The sequence below is a fragment of the Nocardiopsis sp. Huas11 genome (assembly GCF_003634495.1).
Classification (GTDB): Bacteria; Actinomycetota; Actinomycetes; order Streptosporangiales; family Streptosporangiaceae; genus Nocardiopsis.
The window spans coordinates 6,399,749-6,421,594 of sequence record NZ_RBKY01000001.1 but is presented as its reverse complement, the minus strand read 5'-3'; the positions used below and the strand labels follow the sequence as shown (position 1 = coordinate 6,421,594).

At 72.4% G+C, this 21,846-nt stretch carries 19 protein-coding genes; 11 read left to right on the top strand and 8 right to left on the bottom strand.

Going from position 1 to position 21,846, the window contains the following annotated elements:
* The first annotated feature begins 209 nt into the window (after positions 1 to 209).
* Positions 210 to 1,910, top strand: a complete 1,701-nt coding sequence (leuA, locus tag DFP74_RS28990) for a 2-isopropylmalate synthase (RefSeq protein ID WP_121186598.1) — start codon at positions 210 to 212, stop codon at positions 1,908 to 1,910.
* Between the two features lie 67 nt (positions 1,911 to 1,977).
* On the opposite strand, the gene DFP74_RS28985 is transcribed toward leuA, so the two are convergent.
* Positions 1,978 to 2,691: a DUF2625 family protein gene (locus DFP74_RS28985; protein ID WP_121186596.1), complete on the bottom strand. Its 714-nt coding sequence runs from the start codon at positions 2,689 to 2,691 to the stop codon at positions 1,978 to 1,980.
* Positions 2,692 to 2,780: 89 nt separating this feature from the next.
* Here DFP74_RS28985 and DFP74_RS28980 point away from each other — a divergent pair, with 89 nt between their 5' ends.
* The gene (locus DFP74_RS28980; protein WP_121186594.1) at positions 2,781 to 4,979 is read left to right on the top strand and encodes a TerD family protein; all 2,199 of its coding nucleotides are present in this window, start codon (positions 2,781 to 2,783) and stop codon (positions 4,977 to 4,979) included.
* Positions 4,980 to 5,437: 458 nt separating this feature from the next.
* Here the strand turns inward: DFP74_RS28980 and DFP74_RS28975 are convergent, their stop codons facing one another.
* A complete protein-coding gene (locus DFP74_RS28975; RefSeq protein ID WP_121186592.1) occupies positions 5,438 to 6,322 on the bottom strand; it encodes a CAP domain-containing protein in 885 nt (294 codons plus the stop codon).
* Positions 6,323 to 6,545: 223 nt separating this feature from the next.
* Here DFP74_RS28975 and recO point away from each other — a divergent pair, with 223 nt between their 5' ends.
* The 4 genes from recO (at position 6,546) to DFP74_RS28955 (ending at position 9,932) form a co-directional block, all read left to right on the top strand.
* On the top strand, positions 6,546 to 7,277 hold the full coding sequence (gene recO / locus DFP74_RS28970) for a DNA repair protein RecO (protein ID WP_053615021.1): 732 nt from the start codon (positions 6,546 to 6,548) through the stop codon (positions 7,275 to 7,277).
* Positions 7,274 to 8,119 carry an isoprenyl transferase gene (locus DFP74_RS28965; protein WP_121186590.1) on the top strand — a complete coding sequence of 282 codons (846 nt, stop codon included), beginning with the start codon at positions 7,274 to 7,276 and terminating at the stop codon, positions 8,117 to 8,119. Before recO ends, DFP74_RS28965 begins: the two co-directional genes overlap by 4 nt.
* Before the next feature lie 38 nt (positions 8,120 to 8,157).
* Complete coding sequence (locus DFP74_RS28960) at positions 8,158 to 8,964, top strand: SGNH/GDSL hydrolase family protein (RefSeq protein WP_121188598.1); 807 nt, start codon at positions 8,158 to 8,160, stop codon at positions 8,962 to 8,964.
* Positions 8,965 to 9,113: 149 nt separating this feature from the next.
* Positions 9,114 to 9,932 carry an SGNH/GDSL hydrolase family protein gene (locus tag DFP74_RS28955; RefSeq protein WP_121186588.1) on the top strand — a complete coding sequence of 273 codons (819 nt, stop codon included), beginning with the start codon at positions 9,114 to 9,116 and terminating at the stop codon, positions 9,930 to 9,932.
* A gap of 101 nt (positions 9,933 to 10,033) precedes the next feature.
* Here DFP74_RS28955 and DFP74_RS28950 read toward each other — a convergent pair whose 3' ends face one another.
* The 4 genes from DFP74_RS28950 to DFP74_RS28935 all read right to left on the bottom strand — a co-directional run bounded on the left by DFP74_RS28950 (position 10,034) and on the right by DFP74_RS28935 (position 12,597).
* Positions 10,034 to 10,408: a Fur family transcriptional regulator gene (locus tag DFP74_RS28950; RefSeq protein WP_121186586.1), complete on the bottom strand. Its 375-nt coding sequence runs from the start codon at positions 10,406 to 10,408 to the stop codon at positions 10,034 to 10,036.
* 4 nt (positions 10,409 to 10,412) lie between these two features.
* Positions 10,413 to 11,306 carry a metal ABC transporter permease gene (locus tag DFP74_RS28945; RefSeq protein WP_121186584.1) on the bottom strand — a complete coding sequence of 298 codons (894 nt, stop codon included), beginning with the start codon at positions 11,304 to 11,306 and terminating at the stop codon, positions 10,413 to 10,415.
* Positions 11,299 to 12,156 carry a metal ABC transporter ATP-binding protein gene (locus DFP74_RS28940; protein WP_233571202.1) on the bottom strand — a complete coding sequence of 286 codons (858 nt, stop codon included), beginning with the start codon at positions 12,154 to 12,156 and terminating at the stop codon, positions 11,299 to 11,301. The genes DFP74_RS28945 and DFP74_RS28940 overlap by 8 nt, the downstream gene beginning before the upstream one ends.
* A 72-nt stretch (positions 12,157 to 12,228) precedes the next feature.
* Positions 12,229 to 12,597: a DUF6703 family protein gene (locus DFP74_RS28935; protein WP_121188596.1), complete on the bottom strand. Its 369-nt coding sequence runs from the start codon at positions 12,595 to 12,597 to the stop codon at positions 12,229 to 12,231.
* A gap of 263 nt (positions 12,598 to 12,860) precedes the next feature.
* Here DFP74_RS28935 and DFP74_RS28930 point away from each other — a divergent pair, with 263 nt between their 5' ends.
* The 5 genes from DFP74_RS28930 (at position 12,861) to DFP74_RS28910 (ending at position 20,465) form a co-directional block, all read left to right on the top strand.
* Complete coding sequence (locus DFP74_RS28930; RefSeq protein ID WP_121186582.1) at positions 12,861 to 16,538, top strand: CDP-glycerol glycerophosphotransferase family protein; 3,678 nt, start codon at positions 12,861 to 12,863, stop codon at positions 16,536 to 16,538.
* Between the two features lie 141 nt (positions 16,539 to 16,679).
* Entirely contained in the window at positions 16,680 to 16,976 is a 297-nt protein-coding gene (locus DFP74_RS28925; RefSeq protein WP_121186580.1) for an antibiotic biosynthesis monooxygenase, read from the top strand.
* A gap of 189 nt (positions 16,977 to 17,165) precedes the next feature.
* Positions 17,166 to 18,554: a glycine--tRNA ligase gene (locus tag DFP74_RS28920; protein WP_199725810.1), complete on the top strand. Its 1,389-nt coding sequence runs from the start codon at positions 17,166 to 17,168 to the stop codon at positions 18,552 to 18,554.
* A 151-nt stretch (positions 18,555 to 18,705) separates the two neighbouring features.
* Complete coding sequence (locus DFP74_RS28915; protein WP_121188595.1) at positions 18,706 to 19,080, top strand: PadR family transcriptional regulator; 375 nt, start codon at positions 18,706 to 18,708, stop codon at positions 19,078 to 19,080.
* The gene (locus DFP74_RS28910; RefSeq protein ID WP_121186576.1) at positions 19,080 to 20,465 is read left to right on the top strand and encodes a permease prefix domain 1-containing protein; all 1,386 of its coding nucleotides are present in this window, start codon (positions 19,080 to 19,082) and stop codon (positions 20,463 to 20,465) included. The genes DFP74_RS28915 and DFP74_RS28910 overlap by 1 nt, the downstream gene beginning before the upstream one ends.
* A 53-nt stretch (positions 20,466 to 20,518) precedes the next feature.
* On the opposite strand, the gene DFP74_RS28905 is transcribed toward DFP74_RS28910, so the two are convergent.
* Both DFP74_RS28905 and DFP74_RS34055 read right to left on the bottom strand, forming a co-directional pair.
* Positions 20,519 to 21,049 (bottom strand): CGNR zinc finger domain-containing protein, encoded by a 531-nt coding sequence (locus tag DFP74_RS28905; protein WP_121186574.1) that lies wholly within the window; start codon positions 21,047 to 21,049, stop codon positions 20,519 to 20,521.
* Positions 21,039 to 21,812, bottom strand: a complete 774-nt coding sequence (locus DFP74_RS34055) for a DUF6196 family protein (protein ID WP_199725809.1) — start codon at positions 21,810 to 21,812, stop codon at positions 21,039 to 21,041. Before DFP74_RS34055 ends, DFP74_RS28905 begins: the two co-directional genes overlap by 11 nt.
* Positions 21,813 to 21,846: the final 34 nt, after the last annotated feature.

Genomic DNA, 21,846 nt, shown 5'->3' with positions numbered 1-21,846 from the left:
CCGTCGAACAGGGTGACGTCCCAGAATGTGGACGTCCTGTACCAGGATCTCGGATCCGTCTGCTAGCGTGAACCCCGTTATGCTGCGCGAGCTGCTCCTTCTTAGCGGCCGCGGCGGGGGTCGTTAAAAGGTCGGCTCCCTCGCCGCGGGGCTTCGGCTTGTCCTGGTCGACCTTTGACCACGCGAACTTTCACCGAGGAGCCACCGACATGGTGCCGCAGCAAAAGACGAGTCCTATGCCCTTCCACCGTTATGAGCCCTTCGCTCCGGTGGACCTGCCGGACCGCACCTGGCCCACGAAGACCATCACCGAAGCGCCCCGCTGGCTGTCCACGGACCTGCGCGACGGCAACCAGGCGCTGATCGAGCCGATGGACTCCGCGCGCAAGCACGAGATGTTCCAGCTGCTGGTGCGCATGGGCTACAAGGAGATCGAGGTCGGCTTCCCCTCGGCCAGCCAGACCGACTACGACTTCGTACGGTCCCTGATCGAGGACGACCTGATCCCCGACGACGTGCAGATCTCGGTGCTGACCCAGGCCCGCGAGGACCTGATCGAGCGCACCGTGCAGAGCCTGGTCGGCGCCAAGCGCTCCACCGTGCACCTGTACAACGCGACCGCCCCGACCTTCCGCCGCGTCGTCTTCCGGGTCGACCGGGAGGCCTGCAAGAACATCGCGGTCGAGGGCACCCGCCACGTCATCCGGTTCGCCGAGCAGTACCTGGGCGAGACCGAGTACTTCGGCTACGAGTACTCGCCCGAGATCTTCGTCGACACCGAACTGGACTTCGCCCTGGAGGTCTGCGAGGCGGTCATGGACGTCTGGCAGCCCGGTCCGGGCCGCGAGATCATCCTGAACCTGCCCGCCACGGTCGAGCGCGCCACCCCCAACGTCTACGCCGACCAGATCGAGTGGATGAGCCGCAACCTGAGCCGTCGCGAGCACGTGGTCCTGTCGGTCCACCCGCACAACGACCGGGGCACGGGCGTGGCCTCCGCCGAGCTGGCGGTCATGGCCGGCGCCGACCGCGTCGAGGGCTGCCTGTTCGGGCACGGTGAGCGCACCGGCAACGTCTGCCTGGTCACCCTGGGCATGAACCTGTTCAGCCAGGGCGTGGACCCCCAGATCGACTTCTCCGACATCGACGAGATCCGCCGCACGGTCGAGCACTGCACCCAGCTGCCCGTCGCCCCGCGCCACCCCTACGGCGGCGACCTGGTCTACACGGCCTTCTCCGGCTCCCACCAGGACGCCATCAAGAAGGGCTTCACCGCGCTGGAGGAGACGGCCGAGGCCGCCGGGACCCCGGTCGACGAGTACACCTGGGACGTGCCCTACCTGCCGATCGACCCCAAGGACGTCGGGCGCAACTACGAGGCGGTCATCCGCGTCAACAGCCAGTCCGGCAAGGGCGGCGTCTCCTACATCATGCAGCGCGACCACTCGCTGGACCTGCCGCGTCGCCTGCAGATCGAGTTCTCCCAGGTCATCCAGGGCTTCACCGACGCCGAGGGCGGCGAGTTCCCGGCCGGCCGCATCTGGGAGATCTTCACGCAGACCTACCTGGCCGAGCAGGGCCCGGTCGCGGTGCTGGCCCACCGCTCCACCACCGCCGAGGACGGCACGTACCGGATCGAGGCCGACGCCCGCGTCAACGGCGAGATCCGCGAGCTGACCGGTACCGGCAACGGCCCGATCTCCGCCTTCTGCGACGCCCTGACCGACGTCGACGTCAAGGTCCGCGTCATGGACTACGTGGAGCACTCCATGGGCGGTGACGGCGAGGCCCGCGCCGCCGCCTACGTCGAGGCCGAGATCGACGGCCGCGTCGTGTGGGGCGTGGGCATCCACAGCAGCATCACGACGGCCTCGCTGAAGGCGCTGTGCAGCGCCATCGGCCGCGCCTGAGCGATCACCGACCCACCCGTGGGGCCCGCGACCCGGAACCGGTCGCGGGCCCCACGGCCGTCATGCCTCACGGCGCCCCGAGCGGCCCCGGGTCGGGCAGCCCCAGCGGGGCGCACGACTCCCGGCCCAGATCCGTCAGCTCCCGGAGCGGCACCGGCGAGCGGGTCGTGGCCGCCAGGTCGGCCTGTGCCTCGGCCGACCAGAGGAAGGGGTACACCGCGATGCCCTGCGCCGGCCCCAGGCCCGCGGTCTCCTCCCGCCAGCCCGGCCAGCGCAGGTCCCGGTAGAACTCCGCCAGCGGGTCCTGCTCCAGGAGCCACAGCAGCCAGCCGGAGTAGCCGGTCCCGAGCGCCTCCCACTCCAGGGAGTCGGGGGCGAAGTAGGCCATCTCGCCCGGCCCGCCGGGCCACGCGTCGCCCCCGTCGCCCGGCCCGCCCAGCGCGAAGGTCCCGCCCAGGACGTCGTGCGCGACGACCAGCCGCGGCGGCGGGCCCTGGTCAGGGCCCGCCACCAGGCCGTTGACGTCCGCCAGGCCGGGGAAGCCGGCGGTGCCGCCGCCGTACACACGCAGCCATCCGTCGTCGATCAACAGCCCGCCGGTCTCCAGGGCCATCGCGCCGAGGAGGGAGCGGACGGTGACCTGGAGCCGGTACAGGCAGGCGCGGGACCGTTCGGCCTCGGGCGGTAGGAGGCGGACGGCGGCCGGTCCGGCCTCGACCGCCCGGGCCAGGTGCGGCCAGGCGGGGTCGTCGACGTCCGTGAGTTCGTGGAGTGGGCGCATGGGCGGAGTCTGCCATGGGCGGGTTGGGCGCCGTCGGTCCCCCGGATGGGCCGAAAAGGCGTGGCGGCAGGGTCTCGCGAGGTGCGACGATGCTGCGCATGCTGCACTCCGAGATCGTCAAGCGGACCCTGCGCGTGCCCGAGCCGTCCGGCAAGCCCGGAGACGGCGCCGCGGCCGCGCGCAGGTTCGACGCCGCCCTGCTCACCGTCGGCTACGCCTGCTCCACGGACCTGCTGCGGCACCTGGCCGCGCTCCGGCCCGAGGACGTCGTGGCCGCGGCCGGACCCGTGCTGTCGGCGGTGCGCGAGGCGGTCGGCGACCACGTCGAGCACAACGTCTACTTCGTCGACTTCCCGGAGAACGTGCCGGACACGGCGCGGTTCTGGCTGGAGTGCCTGGCCGCCGCCCTGGCCGACCCCGACACCAAGACGGCGAGCGTCCTCGGCGAGTCCGTCCTCGCGGGCGGCGGCGTCGACCTCCTGGCCCTGCCGGAGTACGGTCGCTACCAGCACGACTTCGACGCGTTGCTGAGCCTGCGCGAGCCGTTCGTGGCGGGCGCCAAGGACCGTGTCAGCGTCCTGCACCTGGGCCGCCCCCTGGCCGAGGAGACGCGGGCGCTCTACCTCGACCTGGCCGGCGGACCGCTCCCGCTGGCGGAGGACGACCTCGTGCTGCTGGAGATCCTGGCCGCCGAGTGCGTGGACGGGGAGCAGCCCGAGCGGATCCCGGTCCGGGAGAACCGGGCGGTGGTCAACCGCGCCCGGATGGCCGAGGGCCGTGCCCCGATGGTGGACACGGTCACCGACGTCCTGCGCCTGGCCTGCGCCCTCTCCGGCGGCGACGTCACCCTCGATCAGCCCACCCGGTTCCGGTCCCTGCGACGGAGCGAGCGCCGCGCGCTCATGACCGCGCTGGAGGGCGTGGTCGGCGGCAGCCGGGCCAAGCTCGGCGACGTGGCCCGCTACCGGGAGCGGTTCAAGCGGCTGGGCGAGCGCCTGCACCCGCACGAGTACCCGGGCCTGGAGCGCGCACGCGAGGTCTTCGCGGTCGCGCGCGGCGAGACCCGGTTCCACGGGCTCAACGCGCGGGTCGAGGCGGCCTTCGCCGAGGGCGACACCGGCCGGGTGCTCGACCTGCTCGCGACCGCCCCGGGCGTGCTCGTCCGCAACCTCGACCGCGTCCTGCGCCAGGCCGGTGCCGAGGAGGTCGCGCTGGTCGCGGCGACCGTGGCCGGGTGCGCCGACCAGGTCGCTCCGCGCGTGCTGGTGTCCGCGCGCGAGCACCTGGCCTCGCGCGGCCGGCCGGGCGTGGCCCGGATGTTCGTCAACCAGCGGGCCCGCGCCTGGGCCGAGCGGGACCGGCGGGACGCGCTGCCCGCCGGGCACCTCGATCCGGTCGTCGCCGCCCTGGACGCGGCCATCGCCCGGCGGCTGCCCCGGTTCGACCGGGTGCTGGTCGACGAGGCGGTGCGCACCGTCGCGGTCCCGCGCTCGGGCAAGGGCACGGCCGGAGGCGTGGGCGTGCTGCCGCGCGGGTCGGTCATGCCGGTGGACGGCGAGCGGCTGCGGTTCTTCGTGTACTGGCGCCAGGCGGCCCGGCGCACGGACCTCGACCTGTCCGTGGAGCTGCTCGACGCCGACTTCGCCTGGGCCGGCCAGGTGTCGTGGACGAATCTCAGGGGCACCGGGATGGTGCACTCCGGGGACATCGTCGAAGCACCGGAGGGTGCGACGGAGATGATCGACCTCGACCTGGCCCGGCTGGACCCGGGCGTGCGGCACGTGGTGCCGCAGGTGCTGGTGTACGACGGCGAGGGCTTCGTGGAGGCGGCCGAGAGCTTCTTCGGCTTCATGACCCGTGACGGTGAGCAGGAGGGCATGCCGTTCGAGCCCCGAACCGTCCGGGCCAAGTCCGACCTGCGCGGACCCGCGCGGATCGCGCTCCCGCTGGTGTTCTCCCGGGACGAGGACGGCGGCTGGACCGCGCGGTGGCTGCACCTGTTCCTGGCGGGACGGGTGGCGTTCAACCGGGTGGAGGACACGAGTGTGTCCGCGGGCCTGCTGGCCCGGTCCGTGGTGGAGCGCGAGGCCTTCACCGTGGGCGACCTGCTCGCGATGACCGCCGAGGCCGGCGCCAGGGTGGCGCCCTTCGACGCCGCCGAGCCGGGGGAGGAGTCGGTGCCCGAGGGGGAGCGGTGGGCCTACGTCGGGCTGGAGCGCCCGGACGGGCTGCCGGAGGGCACCGAGGTGTTCACCGCGCGGGAGCTGGGCTCGCTCCTCCCGGACTGACCGGTCCGGCTCCGCACCCGGGAAAAACCGGGTGCGGAGGCCGTCGGCCCCCACTAGGATCGGCGGTGGTGAGGCCATGCGGTGGCTTCCTTCTCCGGCCCTCGGCCGTTTCTCTCTGGAAGATTCCAGCCGCCGCGCCCTCCTCGCCGAACGCGTGCGAGGCCATACGAGGGCTTCCTTCTCACCATGGGTTCCGGTAGCCACGCGAGTGGGCCGGACGGTCAGTCCTCGCGCTATCCTCGCCGTGGTAGCACGGGCGGCCATGCGACGGCTTCCTTCTCGGGGTTCGACTCCCCGTTCTCACCGGTGCACTAGCCGTCGCGCCCTCCGCCCACCCGCCACCCGTGACCCGCCATCGCCCCGAGGGGCCTTCGGCGTGGTGCGGGGGACACACGTGCGAGGGCGGGCCGCACCGGTACGGTGCGGCCCGCCCTTCGCGGTCCGGTGAATCGTTGTCGCTACTCCCAGCCGAACATCTGGGTCCAGGCGTGGCCCGACTCCCCGACGCCGATCGCGACCAGGTCGCAGTTGAGGATGTTGGCGCGGTGGCCCGGGCTGTTCATCCAGGAGTCCATCACCTGCTGGGCGTTGCGCTGCCCCTTGGCGACGTTCTCGGCGCCCCAGGCGTCGTACCCGTGCCGGGCCGCCCGGTCGCCCGGGCCCTCGCCCTCGGGGCTCTCATGGGCCATGTAGCCGCGGGCGTCCATGTCCTCGCTGTGCTCCTGGGCGGCGGCGGTGAGCCGGGCGTCCACCCGCAGCGAGCCGCAGCCCGCGCCGGAGCGCTCGGAGTTCACCAGTTCCACGACCCGGGTGACCTGTGAGCTCGCCGCGGCGACGGAATCGCCGCCGCCGCTCCCGCTGTCACTGCTCCCGGTGCCGCTACCGCTGCCGCCACCGCCGCTCTCCGTGCTCGCGCCTCCGCCGCTCTCACCGCGCTCGCCGTCGCCGTCCTCGGTGCTCTCCTGTTCCTCGGGCCCGACCGAGGCGGAGGCCGTGACCTCGGCCGCCACGGTGTCGTCCGTCCCGGGACCGGACTCCCGGGGCGTGCCGGTGGGGTCGGCGAAGAAGTCCGACCCGTCGTCGGCGTCCGGCGCTCGCGCCGCGTCGCCGGCCGTGCCCTCGGCCTCGCCGGCGACACCGGGTGCCGCGGTTCCGTCCGAGGTGTTCGTGAACGGGTTCAGCCGATCGGCCGGGTCGGTCACGAGGAGTGCCCCCGCCAGGACCGCTCCCACCGGGACCGCGACGATGCCCGCGGCCAGGGGTAGGAGACGGTTGCGACCGCCCTGTTCCGAAGGGCGTTCGTGAGCGCTCTTCCTGCGCTTGCCTCTGCGGCCACGCGCCATGTCGCTCTACCTCCGTGAGGATGGATGGATTTCGGGTGCTCCCAATGTGGGGTTTCGTCCCCTGCTTGGGGACGGTTGGAGCGCCCTAGCGCGTGAGAGTAGAGCAATGATGGTGAAAAGGGAATCCAAATCGTAACAAAGCAGGTCACAGCAGTGGTCCCGAGTGCCCTCTGGGACTGGGGACGACGCACGGGTGGTCGGTGGCATCCGCGACAATGGGGGAGTGAGTCTCTACCGCGACGAGGGCGTCGTCCTACGCACCCAGAAACTGGGCGAGGCCGACCGCATCGTCACCCTGCTGACCCGACGCACCGGACTGGTCCGGGCCGTCGGCAAGGGCGTGCGCCGGACCAAGTCGCGCTTCGGCGCCCGCCTGGAGCCGTGCACCCACGTCGACGTGCAGCTCCACACCGGCAGGACCCTGGACATCATCACCCAGGCCGAGACGCTGCGCCCCTACGGCGAGTCGGTGGTGTCCGACTACTCCCGCTACACGGCCGCCACCGCCATGCTGGAGACCGCGGAGAAGATCGTCGCCGTGGAGAAGGACCCGGCCCTGCGCCAGTTCCTCCTCCTCATCGGCGCCCTGCGCACCCTGGGGGAGGGGTCCCACGACTCCCGCCTCGTGCTCGACGCCTACCTGCTCCGCTCCCTGGCCGTGGCGGGGTACACCCCCGCCCTGGGTGAGTGCGCGCGCTGCGGCAGCCGGGGGGAGCACCGCGCGTTCGCGGTGCACGCCGGCGGTATGGTCTGCTCGGTGTGCCGTCCGCACGGCTCCGTGCACCCGTCCCCCGAGACGCCGAGACTGATGTCGGCGCTGCTCGGCGGGGACTGGGAGAGCGCGGACGCCAGTCAGGACCGGCACCGCTCCGAGTGCAGTGGGTTGGTCGCGGCCTATCTACAGTGGCACCTGGAGAACGGAATCCGATCACTGCGCCACGTGGAGCGTTCTTGAGCCTGTTCAACTTCGACGCCGACAAGCGGCGGCAGTACGCCGCGCCCGTCCCGCACCCCAGCGGGGCGCGACCGCCGCAGCTGCCCGCCGACCTCGTGCCCCGGCACGTGGCCGTGGTCATGGACGGCAACGGTCGCTGGGCCAAGGAGCGCGGTCTGCCGCGCACCGAGGGCCACAAGGCGGGGGAGTCCTCCCTCTTCGACGTGATCGAGGGCGCTCTGGAGATGGGCATCCCCAACCTGTCGGCGTACGCCTTCTCCACGGAGAACTGGAAGCGCTCGCCCGACGAGGTGCGCTTCCTGATGGGCTTCAACCGCGACACCATCCGTGACCGGCGCGACGAGCTGCACGCCCGCGGGGTGCGGATCAAGTGGGCCGGGCGCGCCGGGATGCTGTGGAAGAGCGTCATCAAGGAGCTCCAGGAGGCCGAGGAGCTGTCCAAGGACAACACCCGGATGACCCTGCAGTTCTGCGTCAACTACGGCGGGCGCGCGGAGATCGCCGACGCCGCCCGCGAACTGGCGCGCCAGGTCGCGGCGGGGCGGATCTCCCCGGAGAAGGTCACCGAGGACGCGATCGCCCGCCAGCTGTACGTGCCGGACATGCCGGACGTGGACCTGTTCGTGCGTTCCTCCGGTGAGCAGCGCACGTCCAACTTCCTGCTCTGGCAGTCCGCCTACGCCGAGTTCGTGTTCCTCGACGCCCTCTGGCCCGACTTCGACCGGCGCCACCTGTGGCGCGCCTGTGAGATCTACGCGAGCCGGGACCGCCGCTACGGCGGCGCCGTGCCCAATCCGGTGGGCGACCCGGCGGGCGAGTCCGTTCCGGAGGAGGAGAAGTGACGGTGGGAACCGAGAACGACGGGCCGCTGCGCCCGGGGATGTCGTTGGCGGCGCTGGGCGACAGCTTCACCGAGGGCGTGGGCGACCCCTACCCCGAGACCGTGCCCGCGGCCGACCGGGGAGCCGGCGTGGACGCCGCGGGGAACGTGGTCTTCCGCGGCTGGGCCGACCGTCTCGCCGAGCACCTCGCCGACCACCTCGGCGAGATCCGCTACGCCAACCTGGCGGTGCGCGGCAAGCTCATGCGCCAGATCGTCACCGACCAGGTCCCGGTCGCCCTGGAGATGGCCCCCGACCTGGTCACGCTGTGCGCCGGCGGCAACGACCTGCTGCGTCCGGGCGGCGACCCCGAGCGGATGGCCAAGGTCCTGGACGCCACGGTGGCCCGCCTGCGCGCCAACGGCAGCCAGGTCGTGCTCTTCACGGGTGTCAACGTCTCCACCGGCTACATGCGCGGCACCATCGGCCTGTTCGCGCGCTACTACATGAACGTGCGCGCCGTCGCCGACAAGTACGACTGCTTCCTCGTCGACCAGTGGTCGATGGGCGTCCTCACCGACGGGCGCGCCTGGGACGACGACCGGCTGCACATGTCGCCGGAGGGCCACCGCCGTCTCGCCCTGCGCGTGGCCGAGGTGCTGGGCGTGCCCACGGTGGAGCGCTGGGACGCCCCCTGGCCCGAGGTGGAGCCGGTGAGCTGGCGGCAGGCCCGCAAGGAGGACCTGACGTGGGTCCGTGAGTCCCTGGGGCCGTGGATCGGACGCCGGCTGACCGGGCGCTCCTCCGGCGACTCGGTGACCGCCAAGCGCCCGGAGCTCACCCCGCTCACCAAGGACCGGAGCTGATCGGCGGGTCCGGACTTCGACCCGCCGCCCCCGGCCCGGGCGACGCCGCGAACGGTGCCCCGGGCGGACTGTGATGTCTCGCCCAAAAGGGCGGAAACCGTCAACCTACTGTCGCGTAACCCGGCCGCGGAGTTGCATCATCGGGGGTTATGAGCGGCTTTGGGAACAGTGATCTGACGCAGAAGGACATCGTGTCCTACGTGGCCCTCGGGGACAGCTTCACCGAGGGCATGAGCGACCCCTACCCCGACAGCGACACCGTGCCCAACGGTCGCTATCGGGGTTGGGCGGATCGGGTCGCCGAGCATCTGGCGGGCCACGCCGGCGAGGTCCGGTACGCCAACCTGGCCGTGCGCGGCAGGCTCGCCGGGCAGATCATGACCGAGCAGGTGCCCCGGGCGGTCGAGCTCGCTCCCGACCTCATCACCCTGTGCGCGGGCGGCAACGACATCATCCGTCCCGGAGGTGACCCGGACGCCACCGCGCGGCTCTTCGAGGCCGGGGTCGCCGAGCTCAGCCGGACCGGCGCCCGCGTGGTGCTCTTCACCGGTTTCGACACCGGTTCCCTGTCGGTCATGCGCCACCTGCGCGGCAAGGTGTCCACGTACAACATGCACCTGCGCGCGATCGCGGACCGGTACGGGTGCGACGTGGTGGACATGTGGAGCATGCGCGTGCTCTCCGACCCGCGCGCGTGGAGCTGGGACCGCCTGCACTTCTCCGCCGAGGGCCACCGCCGCATCGCGCTGCGCGTGTGCGAGGTCCTGGGTGTGCCCGTGGACGAGGACTGGGACGCGCCCTGGCCGCCGGCCGCGCCGCGGGACTGGCGGTCGGCCCGCCAGGAGGACCTGCACTGGGCCCGCGAGTACCTGGTGCCGTGGATCGGCCGACGCCTCACCGGACGTTCCTCCGGGGACGGCCTGAGCGCCAAGCGCCCCGACCTGGAGCCGTGCTCGCCCTGCGAGTGAGCCGTCCGCCCCGGTGAGCGGCTCGTGGCGGGCGAAAGGTCAGCGGAGACCGCGCCGCGGGCTCCCGGGGACAGCGGTCGAGGGCGGACGGGCCCGCGCGCTCAGGACGAGCAGCGCGGGCAGGTGCCGAACACCTCGACCGTGTGCGTCACGTCGGTGAACCCGTGCTTGGTGCCGGTCTCGGCCGCCCAGGACTCCACCGTGGGGCCCTCGATCTCCACCGCGGTGCCGCACACACGGCACACCAGGTGGTGGTGGTGGGTCTCCGTGCCGCAGGCGCGGTAGACGGCCTCCCCGTCGTCATTGCGCAGAACGTCGATCTCGCCGGAGTCGCTCAGCGCCTGCAGGGCGCGGTAGACCGTGGTCAGGCCGATCTTGGAGCCATCGGCCCGCAGGTCCGCGTAGAGGTCCTGCGCGCTGCGGAAACCGGAGGACTCGGACAGTGTCTGGCGAACGGCCTCGCGTCGTGTACTCATGGTGTCATCCTCCCCGCGCGGTCTGGGGCATCGTATCTGCCTTGAAGGGTCCTTCCGGCCGCCGGGGGCCTCCGGGCCCGCGTCGGCCACGCCGGCGGATGAGCCCGCCGACGGTGACGGCGACGCAGAACACCGCCAGCGCGATCAGGACGATGGTGGCTCCCGGCGCCAGTTCGGAGTAGAAGGCCGCGGACAGGCCGCTGACCGAGGACCCCAGACCGATGGCCACGGCCAGCCCCATCGTCACTCTGAAACTCCTGGTCAACTGCTGCGCGGCGGCCACGGGAACGATCATCAGCGCGCTGACCATCAGCAGGCCCACCACGCGCATCGCGATCACGACGGTCAGCGCGGCGGTCACCGCCAGCAGGATGCTCAGGAAGCGCACCGGGAGTCCGTGGGCGCGGGCGACGTCCTCGTCCTGGCACAGCACGAAGAGCTGCCGCCCGAACAGCCCCACCACCACGACGACGGCGGCGGCCAGCACGGCCACCACCCAGATGTCCTGCTCCTCCACGGTGCTCACCGACCCGAAGAGGTAGGCGGTCAGCGTCGCGTTGCTGGCGCCGGGGGTCAGGCCGATGAGCAGCACGCCGCCGGCGATACCGCCGTAGAACAGCAGCGCCAGGGCGACCTCGCCGCTGGCCCGCGTGCGCACCCGCACCACCTCCATGAGGATGGCGCCCAGCGTGGCCACCACGGCGGCGGTCAGGACGGGGGAGGCGCCGGTCATCAGGCCCAGCGCCACACCGGTGAGCGCGACGTGGCCGATGCCGTCGCCCAGCAGCGCCAGGCGGCGCTGGACGAGGAAGGTGCCGACGATCGGGGTGAGGAACCCGACCAGTACGGCGGCCAGCAGCGCGCGGCGCATGAACTCGTACTGGAGAAGTTCAGTCACTGCCGGGCACCTCGAGTCGGATCAGGTCGGCGGGCGCCGGGTCCGCGCCGGCCGCCCGCGGGTCGGGGTCGTTGGGATCGGGGTGGGGGTGCTGGTGCTCGTGGCCCGGACGCGCGCACGGGCCGGTGGCCTCGGGCGCCCGGCGGCCGTCGTGCGCGATCCGGCCGCCGTCCAGGACGACGGCGCGCTCGATCACGTCCTCCAGCGGACCCAGCTCGTGCAGGACCAGCACGACGGTGGCCCCGGTGCCGCGCAGGTGGTCGATGGTGCGTGCCAGTTCGCGCTGGTTCTCGGCGTCGACGCCGGCCATGGGCTCGTCCATGACGAAGGTGTCGGGCCGGCCGGCCAGGGCGCGGGCGATGAGCACGCGCTGCTGCTGGCCGCCGGAGAGCTCGCGAACGGAGTCGCGCGCGCGGTCGGTGAGGCCGACGGTCTCCAGCGCCTCGTCGATGGCGGCGCGGTCGGACCGGGTGGGCAGGGACAGCAGGCGGCGCGAGGCGACCTGGCCCGAGGCGACGATCTCGCGGACCGTGGCCGGCACCGCGCCCCCGGCGGTGAGCCGCTGGGGCACATAGCCGATCCGGCGCCAGTCGCGAAAGCGCCGCAGCGGCGTCCCGTGGATCAGGATCCGTCCGGCCGAAAGCGGTGTGAGGCCGAGCATCGCGCGCATGAGCGTGGACTTGCCCGACCCGTTGGGGCCCATGACGGCCATCGTCTGCCCCACGGGAACGTCGAGGTCCACGCCGTCGAGCACCGGCGTGCCGTCATAGCCCATGACGGCGTCGGTGATCCGGAAGGCGGGTGGTACGTCGGGATCGCCGACCGCGGTCCCCGTGAACTGGTCAGACACTTGTTCAGTATGCCGAAAACGAAAATGGTTGTCAAAACGCGACGAACGGGCCGCCGCTCGCCGCGCGGCTGCTCAGAAGCCCAGGAAGCGCGCCACCGTCAGCACGAGCACGACGACCACCATGATCACGCGCGGCACCCGCTGCTGCGGGGCCAGCGTGGGCCAGGTCAGGAACGCCAGCCACGAGAAGAACACCGTCACCACGAGCAGGCAGAGCGCGCCCAGCAGGCCCGGCGCCATAAGACCCGCGATGAACAGGGCGCCCAGCGCCAGCGGCAGCATCCAGCGCGGCTGCCGGTGCAGCCACACGAGGGGGACGGCGCTGCGCCGTTCCACCGCCGCGCGGAACGGGCCCGCCCCGGGGGTGTAGAAAGCGTCGCCATCGGGAAGGGGGCGGCCGGGGACGGGCCGCCGTTCGTCGCCGTGCTCGGGAGAGGCCATGCCGTCCGTTCCGCCGTCCGCCACCGTCGTGTGACATTTTAGGAGGGCGGGCGCTCCAGCGGACCCCCTTCGAGGCGGAATCCGGATCGGCCTCCGAGCGCCGATCCGCGGTGCGGTCCGCTCCCGCCGTCCGGTGAACGACGTCCGGGGCGCACCGTGAGTCAGTGATCCTCTACATTCAGTGGTATCCGCCTGACAACGCGGACCGCGTCGTGTCCGCACGTCGCCCATGGCGACGAACCCTTCGGAGGGTGTCTACTTCCGTGCCCGAACCAACAGTCATCGTGACGTTCGACGTCACCGAGCCTCACCTGCAGCACTGCCTCGACTCCCTGGCCCGCCGGCGCGACGCGGGCGGCGACAGCGCGGCCGGTCCCGCGCCGGGCTTCGAGGTCGTCCTCGTCCCCGTCCGCGCGGCGGTCGGCGACGACTCCCGCCCCGCCGTCTCCGCCGCGGAGGGCGCGGCCGCCGATCCCTCCGCCGACGACGACGGCGCGGAGGAGACCGACGCCGCGGAGCGGGGCGAGGACGCCGAGCAGGGCGACGAGACGGTCGAGGGCACGCGCGAGGACGCCGTGGCGGTCGCCGCCGCCTTCGCCGAGTCCCCGCCGCCCGGGCTGACCGCCGTGCTCGCCGGCACCGACCCCGCACCGCACCGCCCCGCCGCGCGGGTGCGCGGCGCCGCCGCGGCCTCGGGCACCCACCTGCTCTTCCTGGACGGCGGTGACGCGCTCACCGGCTACGCCGTGTCCTACCTCGCCGCCAGCGCCGCTGACACCCGCTCCGACCTGGTCGTGGGCAACGTCTACCGGTTCAACGAGCTGGGCGCCTCCCCGTCCAGGTTCCACCGCAGACTCTGCGCCAACCACCGCATGGCCGAGGACCCCCGCGCCATCCCCGCACTGGCGTCGGACTCCGCTCTGGGCAACAAGCTCTGGCTCCGGGAGTTCTGGAACTCCCTGACCGACCACGGCCTCGCGCCCGAGGACGCGGACCTGGGCCTGCGCCGCGCCGCCCTGGCGGCCGCCGCCGTCGACGTCCTGCCCGCCCCGGTGCTGCTCGAGCGCCGACGCGAGTCCGGTGCCGTCCCCCTGGAGCCGGAGGCCCTCACCCGCCGCCTGCACGCCATGGGCGTCCTGGCCGCCGGTCTGAGCACCGCCGACCGGCAGCTCTGGGACCGCGCCCTGATCCAGGGCGAGCTCCGCCAGCTGCTGCTGCGCCTGGACGACGCCGACAAGGAGGTCCGCGACCTCGCCCTCGACCTGCTCAACGCGTATCTGGACCATGTGTCCCCGCGCCTGTTGCGCGGCCTGGGCGTCCTCGACCGCCTCCTGTGCCACCTGGTGCGCAAGCGGCGCCTGGACGACGTCCTGGAGGTCGCGACCTTCGCCAAGAGCGTGGAGATCAAGAAGGCGACCGTGGTCCGGCGCGGTCTCGGCTACTACATCCGCTACCCCTTCTTCGACGCCACCGACCCCGCCAAGACCGTGCCGCGGGAGGTGTACCGGCTCGACGAAGAGCTCAAGGTCCGCCAGAAGACCGAGGACGTCCACTGGAAGGACGGCCGCCTGCACATCAGCGGCCGCGTCGGCATCCGGCACCTGCGCGCCCGCAAGCGCTGGCAGCAGCACGTGGTCGCGTTCGCCGTGAACGCCTCCACCCGCCGCAGGGTCAGGCTCCCCGTGCGCACGCGCCTGGCCGCCGAGTACCGCCTTCCGGACCTGGTCGACGCCGCCCGCCACGACTACGGCGGGTTCACGGTCATCGTCGACCCTCGGCGCCTGCGCGTGGGCGGACGCCTGGCGCCCGGCGACTGGAAGGTCGAGCTGGTCGTGGTCAACCGGGGCCTGGCCCGCCGCAGGATCATCGGCAACCCGGTCGCCGGGCCGCCGGAACGGCCCGGTTACCAGCAGGTCGACGACGACCTGTGGGTGCGGCCCCGGTGGAACCGGGACCGCCACCTGGTCGTCACCGTCGAGCCTTCGCAGGCCCTGGTCACCGGCCACCGCTTCGACTCCCGCACGGGCGAGCTCGAACTGGAGGGCGAAACGGTCTCGGCGCCCGCGGACCGGGCCACCGAGCTGCGCCTGACCCGTCGGCCCGGCACCGCCGTGCTCCACTACCCGCTGACCGCGCACGGCGGGCGGATCAGCGCCCGCGTGCGCGCGGCCGACCTCCTCGACCGTGCCGTCATCGAGTGCGGAGGGGTCGTCCGCCAGGAGGTGTGGGACGCCCATCTGGTCACCGCCGACCAGGAGAGCGTCGCGCCGGTCCTGCCGGACTCCGTCCACGGCAGTACCTACGCCGTCGAGGGCTCGCACCAGGAGCTGGTCGTGCAGCGCACGGCGACCGGCCACCTCGCGCTGCGCGCCGGACACGCGCGCCCCGTGGTCGAGCGGGCCGCCTGGGAGGGGCGCCGGCTCGTCCTCAGCGGCGACTTCACCTCCGGCGCCGAGCTGGAGCTCATGGTCAGGGCCCAGGGCCGCGACGAGGAGCACGCACTGGAGGTGGAGCGTTCCGGAAGCCGCTTCACCGCGCGCTTCGCGCCCGCCGACGTCCCCACGCTGTCCGGTGAGCTGTCCCTGCCCGCCGGCGGCTACCAGCTGTGGGGGCGGGTGGCCGACCTCGACGGCGCCGGCTCCACCGACGTCGGCGTGGAGTTCTCCGAGGAGCTCATCTCGCACCTGCCGCTGGCGATGCAGACCTCCGAGCGCACCTACACGCTCTCCTACAAGGGCCACGGCCTGCCGGTCCTGCGGGTCGGGACCGACCTGCACCCGGCCGAGCGCGGCGCCTTCGCCCAGCGCGAGCTGCGCGAGGGCTTCTACGCGGCCCAGCGCCACACGCCGGTCGTGGACGGGGTGCTGTTCGACACCTACACCGGCCGCCAGTACTCCGACAGCCCGCGGAGCATCCACGAGGAGCTGCGCCGGCGCGGACGGTGGGCCGACTACCCCATGTCCTGGCTGGTCGCCGACGGGCAGGTGCGCCCGCCCGCGGACCTGGCGCCCGTGCGCCACCGGGGCCGCGAGTACTACGAGGCCCTGGCGCGCAGCCGCTACCTGGTGACCAACTCGCGCCAGCCGGCGTGGTTCGACGCCCGGCCCGACCAGGTGGTCGTCCAGACCTGGCACGGGTCGATGCTCAAGCGGATCGGCTTCGACGTCGAGAACATCCGGGGCAAGTCCCGCGACTACTTCGACATGCTCGCCTGGGAGACCCGGCAGTGGGACTACCTGGTCTCGCCCAGCCCCTGGGCGACGCCCATCCTGCGCAGCGCCTTCCGCTTCGAGGGCGAGATCCTGGAGACCGGCTACCCGCGCAACGACATCTTCTTCTCGCCGGACCGGGAGGCCCTCGCCGAGCGCACGCGGCGCCGCCTCGGTCTGCCGGAGGGCAAGAAGGTCGTGCTCTACGCTCCGACCTGGCGGGACGACAAGTACTACACGCGCGGCAAGCACAAGCTCGACCTGCACCTGGACCTGCGGCGGATGTACGAGAAGCTGGGCGAGGACCACGTGCTGCTGGTGCGCCGCCACCCGCGGGTCGTGGACAGCGTGCCGATCGTGGGCGAGGACTTCGTCTACGACGTCTCCCTCTACCCGGAGATCATGGAGCTGTTCCTGGTCACCGACGTCCTGGTCACCGACTACTCGTCGATGATGTTCGACTTCGCCAACACCGGCCGCCCCATGCTCTTCTTCACCTACGACCTCGAGAGCTACCGGGACAACCTGCGCGGGTTCTACTTCGACTTCGAGGAGACCGCGCCGGGGCCGCTGCTCACGCGCTCCGACGACGTCATCGGCGCCCTGCTGGACATCGACCGGGTCGCCGAGGAGCACCGGGGCACCTACCGGTCCTTCGTCGAACGGTTCTGCCCCCTGGACGACGGCCATGCCGCCGAACGGGTCGTGGACCGGGTCTTCGGCCGGGACTGACCGCCGGTACGGGACGCGCGGGGACGGCGGAGGGCGGGCGGCGGCCGTCCACGCCGTCCCGTCCCGCCGTCCCGTCCCGCCGTCCCGTCCCGCCGTCCCGTCCCGGCGCCGCGGGTCCGCCGGGTAGGCCACAATGGTGGCGTGATCGTCATCACCCGCTACTCCGTGCCCGAGGCCGACACCGAGGCCTTCCAGTCCGACGCCGCGGTCGCGGTCGAGGTGCTCTCCCGCCGTCCGGGCTTCCTGGGCCACCGGCTGGGCAGGGCCGCCGATGATCCGTCCCTGTGGACCGTGGTCACGGAGTGGGAGGGCGCCGGGTTCTACCGCAGGGCGCTCTCCGACTTCGACGTCAAGGTCCACGCGGTGCCCCTGCTCTCCCGCTGCATCGACGAGCCGACCGCCTTCGAGCTCCTCACCAGCGAGGGGTCCCGCGGCTGAACGACGGGGGCCGCCGGGCCCCGCGCCACGGCGGAAATCGTGCGCACCAGGGTCCCCGCGTGCTCTAGCCTGGGTGGACGCGGCCGTCTGACGTGCCACTCCCCGGTTCGTCACGCGTTTCGCGCCCCGACCACAACGATGTATCGCGCACCGCGATCCACCGACCGCCAGCCGGATGGAGAGTCACCCATGGCCGCCAAGTCAGAGGCAATGGACGCACTGGTCAACCTCGCCAAGCGTCGAGGCCTGGTCTACCCCTCGAGTGAGATCTACGGCGGCCTGCGCGCCGCCTGGGACTACGGTCCCCTGGGCGTGGAGCTCAAGGCCAACGTCAAGCGCCAGTGGTGGCGCTCCATGGTGCAGGAGCGCGACGACATCGTCGGCCTCGACTCCAGCGTCATCCTGGCCCGCGAGGTCTGGGAGGCCTCCGGCCACGTCAAGGCGTTCGTCGACCCGCTCACCGAGTGCCAGTCCTGCCACAAGCGCTTCCGGGCCGACCACCTCATCGAGGCCTACGAGGAGAAGCACGGCCGCGAGCCCGAGGAGGGCCTGAAGGCCCTGGCCTGCCCCAACTGCGGCGCCAAGGACTCCTTCACCGAGCCGCGCATGTTCAACGGCCTGCTGCGCACCCACCTGGGCCCGGTCCAGGACGACAAGGGCCTGGCCTACCTGCGCCCGGAGACCGCCCAGGGCATCTTCGTCAACTACAAGAACGTCGAGCAGAGCGCCCGCCGCAAGATCCCGTTCGGCATCGGCCAGATCGGCAAGTCGTTCCGCAACGAGATCACCCCCGGCAACTTCATCTTCCGGACCCGCGAGTTCGAGCAGATGGAGATGGAGTTCTTCGTCCGTCCGGGCAGTGACGAGGAATGGCACCAGTACTGGATCGACACCCGTTACCAGTGGTACCTGGACCTGGGCATCGCCAAGGACAACCTGCGCCTGTACGAGCACCCGAAGGAGAAGCTGTCCCACTACTCCACCCGGACCGTGGACATCGAGTACCGGTTCAACTTCCAGGGTGGCGAGTGGGGTGAGCTGGAGGGCGTCGCCAACCGCACCGACTACGACCTGCGGACGCACTCGGAGGCCTCGGGTACCGACCTGTCCTTCTTCGACCAGGAGAAGAACGAGCGGTACTTCCCGTACGTCATCGAGCCCGCGGCCGGTGTCGACCGCACGGTGCTCACCTTCATGCTGGACGCCTACAACGTCGACGAGGCGCCCAACGCCAAGGGCAAGCTGGAGAAGCGCGCCGTGATGCGGCTGGACCCGCGCCTGTCGCCGGTCAAGGTCGCCGTGCTGCCGCTGTCGCGCAACACCGACCTGTCGCCGAAGGCGCGCGACCTGGCGGCCGCGCTGCGCAAGCGCTGGAACGTGGAGTTCGACGACGCCGGCGCCATCGGCCGCCGCTACCGCCGCCAGGACGAGATCGGCACCCCGTTCTGCGTGACGGTGGACTTCGACACCCTGGAGGACAATGCGGTGACCGTGCGCGAGCGCGACACCATGTCCCAGGAGCGCGTCTCCCTCGACCAGGTGGAGATGTACCTGGTGGAGCGCCTGCCCGGCTGCTAGCCGCGTAGTTCCGCTTGCGTCGACGGCCCGCTTCCCCGACCAGGGGAGGCGGGCCGTCGTGCGTTCGCCCACCGAACGCGATGCCTCGCACCGCTATGTCTAGTTCTGCTAGGGTAACTATCCCTAGCAGAACTAGGTATGGGAAGTGCACGTGCACATCGACAAGGATCTGGTCGCCGCGTCGGCCACACCGCTCGTCCTGGGCATCCTGGCCGAGGGCGAGTCCTACGGCTACGCCATCGTCAAACGCGTCAACGAACTCTCCGACGGGCGCATGCAGTGGACCGACGGGATGCTCTACCCGCTGCTGCACCGCCTGGAGCGCAACGGCTACGTCCAGGCCTCCTGGGGCACGTCCGACGCGGGACGGCGGCGCAAGCACTACGCGATCACGCAGGCCGGGCTGGAGACGCTGGCCGAGCGGCGCAAGCAGTGGGACGTCGTCGCCGGCGCGCTCACGCAGGTGTGGCAGGCCGCCTCGCGTCCACCGGTCCTCGGGGACGCCGCGGCAGGGGGGTTCGCCTGATGAGCGACACGTCCCGAGAGGGTGTCCTGGAGGCCCAGATCGACCAGTGGCGCGGGTTCGTGCGCCGCCGCCGGGCCATCTCCCCACCGGACATCGAGGAGATGGAGGACCACCTGCGGGAACAGATCGCCGACCTGGAGTCCAACGGCCTCGACGACGAGGAGGCCTTCCTCGTCGCGGTCAAGCGCATGGGCAACCTGGACGAGGTGTCGCGCGAGTTCGCGCGCGAGCACGCCCACCGGCTCTGGAAGCAGCTGGTCCTGGTCCCCGAGGTCGACGACGGCGCGGGCGGCCTCTCGCGCTGGCGCGAGCTCGGCGTGGTCCTGGCGTTCGCGCTCGGCGCGGGCCTGGCGGTCAAGCTCCTGGTCGCCTCGGTCGACGACGAGTTCGCGCAGTTCCGCAACATCGCCTTCGTGGTGCTCCCGTTCCTGGCGGGGTGGTTCGCCTGGAAGCGGCGCGTGCCGTGGCGCGTGTGCGCGGCGGTGGCCGCCGTCGCGGCGGTGCCCGCCCTGGCGGTGAACCTCTACCCGTTCGCGATGATCCCCGGCGGTGCCCAGCCGGCGCCGGGGATGACCGCCGTGCTCGCGTTGACGCACGCTCCGGTCCTGCTGTGGCTGCTCGTGGGTGTCCTGCACACGGGAGGGCACTGGCGGTCCCACGAGCGGCGCATGGACTTCGTGCGCTTCATGGGCGAACTGGCGATGTACCTGGCGCTGATCATGCTGGGGTCGGCGGTCCTGGTCGGACTCACCTTCGGCGTGCTCTCCGTGGTCGAGATCGACCTCGAACCGGTCCTGGAGGACTGGCTCCTGCCGTTCGGCCTGCCCGGCGCGCTGCTGGTGGCCGCGTGGCTGGTGGAGGCCAAGAAGAGCGTGGTGGAGAACATCGCGCCCGTGCTGACCCGGGTCTTCACGCCGCTGGCGCTGGTGATGCTGGTGGCGGACCTGGTGGCGCTCCTGGTGAACGGGCCGCTGACCACGGTGGACCGCGGCCTGCTCATCCTCATGGACGCCGTGCTGGTGCTGGTCCTGTTCCTCCTGCTGTACTCGATCAGCGCGCGCGACCCGATGGCCCGGCCGGGCGTCTTCGACTGGCTCCAGCTCGCGCTGGTCGGAGCGGCGCTGGCGGTCGACGCCGTCGCGCTGACGGCGATGCTGACCCGTATCGCCGAGTTCGGGTTCACCGCCAACAAGACCGCCGCGCTCGGCCTCAACCTCGTGCTGCTGGTGCACCTGGCCTGGTCGGCGTGGCTGCTCGCGGGCTTCGTGCGGGGTACGCGCCCCTTCGCGGCGATCGAACGATGGCAGACGACCTACCTGCCGGTCTACGCGGTCTGGGCGGGGCTGGTCGTGCTGGTGTTCCCGCCGGTGTTCGGCTTCGCCTGACGCGGACGACCGGGCGGGTCCGGCCGCCCGTCCCCGAGCGGGACGGGCGGCCGTCACGCGTCCGGACCGCTCCGCTTGCGGTGGTGCGAGCGGACCCGTGCGCGGTTGCCGCAGGCGGCGCCGTCGCACCAGCGGCGGTCCGCCCGGGTCGCCACGAAGACCTTGAGGCAGCCCTGGCCCCGGCACACCGCGAGGGGCGGCCCGGTGACCACCAGGCCCATCGCGGCGCCCGCCAGGTGGTGCGCGAGGGCCGCGGCCGGGCTCCCGCCCTCGGGCACGGTCAGCTCGTAGCGGTCCCCGTGCCACGCGAGCCCGGGCGCCGGGCCGCGGGTGAGTGCCGGCAGCCGGTCGACCACGGCGGGGTCGGGGTCCTCCCGCGCCGCCGCGGCACGCAGGACCTCCTGGACGTCGTCGCGCGCCGCGCGCAGGAGGGTCAGCCCGTCGGCGTCGACGGCGCGTCCCACGGCCTTGAGGCCGGGCCGGGCGTCGCACCAGGCGCGCCACTGGTCGAGCTCGGCGATGCGGTCCCGGTGCGGGGAGGAACGGGTGTTGGCGAACGCGACGGCCACGGGTTCAGCGGGCACGGGTGCCCCCCGCGGCCCGGAGCACGTTGCGGCCCGTCGCCCCGTCCGACCACGTGAAGTCCTCGACGAGCAGCAGACCGCCGTCGCCGTCCCCGGTCAGGCGCATCACGGCGGTGCCCGCCCGCGCGTGCCCGGCGGCGTCCACCTGGGAGTAGGCGGTGGTCACGCGGTCGTCCTCGCGCCGGCCGACGAGGAAGCCCTGGTCGACGGCGCCGCCGGAGTAGCGGGCCTCGACGCGGCCGTCCCGTTCCCGGAACTCGAACCGCGTGTCTGGGGAGATCGCGCTCGCGCCGGAGGTCTCGGCCACTTCGAACACCCGCAGGTCGAGGCCGAGGCGGTCCTCCGACGGCGGCCGGCGCAGGTCGTCGAGCACGCCGCGGACGGCGTCCGCGGCCTCGGCGGGGTACCCGAGGTAGTCGAAGACGCCGCCGCGGCGGGGGTTGTCGCCGCACACCACGAACACGCCGCTGCCGGTGCGCTCCTTGAGGGTCGTCGATACCCACCCGATGTAGCCGCTGTTGTCGATCCCCGGCGGGAACGTGCTCAGGGTGAGGCCGAACGGCTCGGCGACCTCGCCCTCGGCGGGGGTGAGGGCGCACCAGCCGTCGGCGTCCCTGACCGTGGCCAGGGCGTCCGGCGGCGGCGCCCCCGTGAGGCGCCGGAAGCACCAGTGGCCCGGCAGGTGTTCGATGTCGGTGGCGCGCAGCACCCGCCGGAGGCGGGCTTCGGACTCGGTCGGGAGTTCCCGGGAGATGGAGACCATGCGCACACTCTAGTTAATGGCTTTTCCCATTACC

Bases quoted from the DNA above. Each gene is read 5' to 3' on its own strand.
- leuA (WP_121186598.1), top strand. From the start codon at position 210: ATGGTGCCGCAGCAAAAGACGAGTCCTATGCCCTTCCACCGTTATGAG.
- DFP74_RS28985 (WP_121186596.1), bottom strand. From the start codon at position 2,691: ATGCGCCCACTCCACGAACTCACGGACGTCGACGACCCCGCCTGGCCG.
- DFP74_RS28980 (WP_121186594.1), top strand. From the start codon at position 2,781: ATGCTGCGCATGCTGCACTCCGAGATCGTCAAGCGGACCCTGCGCGTG.
- DFP74_RS28975 (WP_121186592.1), bottom strand. From the start codon at position 6,322: ATGGCGCGTGGCCGCAGAGGCAAGCGCAGGAAGAGCGCTCACGAACGC.
- DFP74_RS28960 (WP_121188598.1), top strand. From the start codon at position 8,158: ATGTCGTTGGCGGCGCTGGGCGACAGCTTCACCGAGGGCGTGGGCGAC.
- DFP74_RS28955 (WP_121186588.1), top strand. From the start codon at position 9,114: ATGAGCGGCTTTGGGAACAGTGATCTGACGCAGAAGGACATCGTGTCC.
- DFP74_RS28950 (WP_121186586.1), bottom strand. From the start codon at position 10,408: ATGAGTACACGACGCGAGGCCGTTCGCCAGACACTGTCCGAGTCCTCC.
- DFP74_RS28935 (WP_121188596.1), bottom strand. From the start codon at position 12,597: ATGGCCTCTCCCGAGCACGGCGACGAACGGCGGCCCGTCCCCGGCCGC.
- DFP74_RS28920 (WP_199725810.1), top strand. From the start codon at position 17,166: ATGGCCGCCAAGTCAGAGGCAATGGACGCACTGGTCAACCTCGCCAAG.
- DFP74_RS28910 (WP_121186576.1), top strand. From the start codon at position 19,080: ATGAGCGACACGTCCCGAGAGGGTGTCCTGGAGGCCCAGATCGACCAG.
- DFP74_RS34055 (WP_199725809.1), bottom strand. From the start codon at position 21,812: ATGGTCTCCATCTCCCGGGAACTCCCGACCGAGTCCGAAGCCCGCCTC.